This is a genomic window from Novipirellula rosea (genome assembly GCF_039541335.1).
GTDB classification, from domain to species: domain Bacteria; phylum Planctomycetota; class Planctomycetia; order Pirellulales; family Pirellulaceae; genus Novipirellula; species Novipirellula rosea.
Genome location: NZ_BAABGA010000069.1, coordinates 1 through 1361, shown reverse-complemented (window position 1 = coordinate 1361; position 1361 = coordinate 1). Strand labels below are relative to the sequence as shown.

Below are 1361 nucleotides of genomic sequence, written 5' to 3'. Positions count from 1 at the left end.
TACTCAGGCGGGATTCACACCCGCTCGTCTTCAAACCATTTCCAGTCCGCAACTTGCATCGCATGGTTCGCCGCATTTTGAGTTCAGGGTCGTGTACCGTTCGGGAACCGTTTGTAATAGCCGTTGGCGATCGCATTCTCGGCTTCGTCAGCAAGTGAGTCTAACCAGTCAAGCACAGATCCAAAACTCTGTTTGATCTCGCCATCATATTCATTGAAGTACCAAACCGGAGAGTCGTCGGACGCAGAGCAACGAATCATCATGAATTGTTCGCCAAGCCGACCGACGATCACGAGGGCGTCAGGCGGTAGCGTGGGCAATCCGCAATCGGGAAATTTGTCGCGGTCCTCGCGGCATTGAGTGGTCATGTCCAAAACATGGGAATATGTCGCGGCGTAGTGATCGTGTGTGAGTAGGCGGCCCGAATCGTGTCCCATCATTGTCAAGTAAGTGCGATACGTCGCCGGTAGCGTCACGTTGTATTTCGCTTCGAGGGAAGCAATCTCAGCCTCCGTGCAACCAACCAGCGATGCAGGTGGAGCTATCCCAGCATGGGCAAGGCGATGCAGCAAATCGTCAAACGATCGTTGTGTCACGATTCAATGTCAGTCGGCGAACGGTAGACATCACGGGGGACGGACGAAAAATTTTCCACTTCAATAAAACGCGCAAGCCGTCCTCCCGTGCATGTCATGGTTCTGCTTTCGTACGTGCTGCGTTCGAGCGTCGCGAACGCCATGTGCGAACCATGAGTATGAGCCCTCCGACGAATCCTGCAAAGTAGCTGGCGGTATGAGCCCAAAGATCAGTGATGAATGCGACGTGCTTTTCGGGCGGAACGCGCGTCGCCAACTCGTTGATGAGAAATACCCACCCGTTCCGTGCAGAGACGAATCCGGCCAACCCCATGACGAACGCAAATGATGCACTGAAAATCATAAGCATGACCATGGGGCGAAATAGCTCGGCGGTTGATTTCCTCGGGGCAGAGCCAAGGCGGGATACCATCGCAAGCGGAACGCCCAAGATAGCGCCAACCCACCACGTTGCGATTAATCCCCACCCGATGCCGAGCAAAGTTGGGTCTTGTGTTGGAAAAACTGGAGGATGACCGATCGTAAAGTATTCGACGCAAATTCTCGCAGTAACTTGGTCGTGCAAGATTCCGTAAACAACGCAACAAGCAATGGACAAGCTAATAATTCCTATCCACTGCATGGTGTTTTCTCAATAGCAGAACGGGACGGTTCAGCGGGGCCGCGCGATCGACTCTCCACATCAAGAAAACTCAACTCGCGGACTCCGGGCGAGTAGAACGGTGTCTCTCGGATGTTAGGATACGCTTTGTGTTCGCGGTTTGC

General features: G+C 53.5%; 1 protein-coding gene. It reads right to left on the bottom strand.

Annotated features, from left to right (window positions below; translation table 11 throughout):
• Positions 1 to 83 precede the first annotated feature (83 nt).
• On the bottom strand, positions 84 to 596 hold the full coding sequence (locus tag ABD971_RS25275) for an SMI1/KNR4 family protein (protein ID WP_345326668.1): 513 nt from the start codon (positions 594 to 596) through the stop codon (positions 84 to 86).
• Positions 597 to 1361 lie beyond the last annotated feature (765 nt).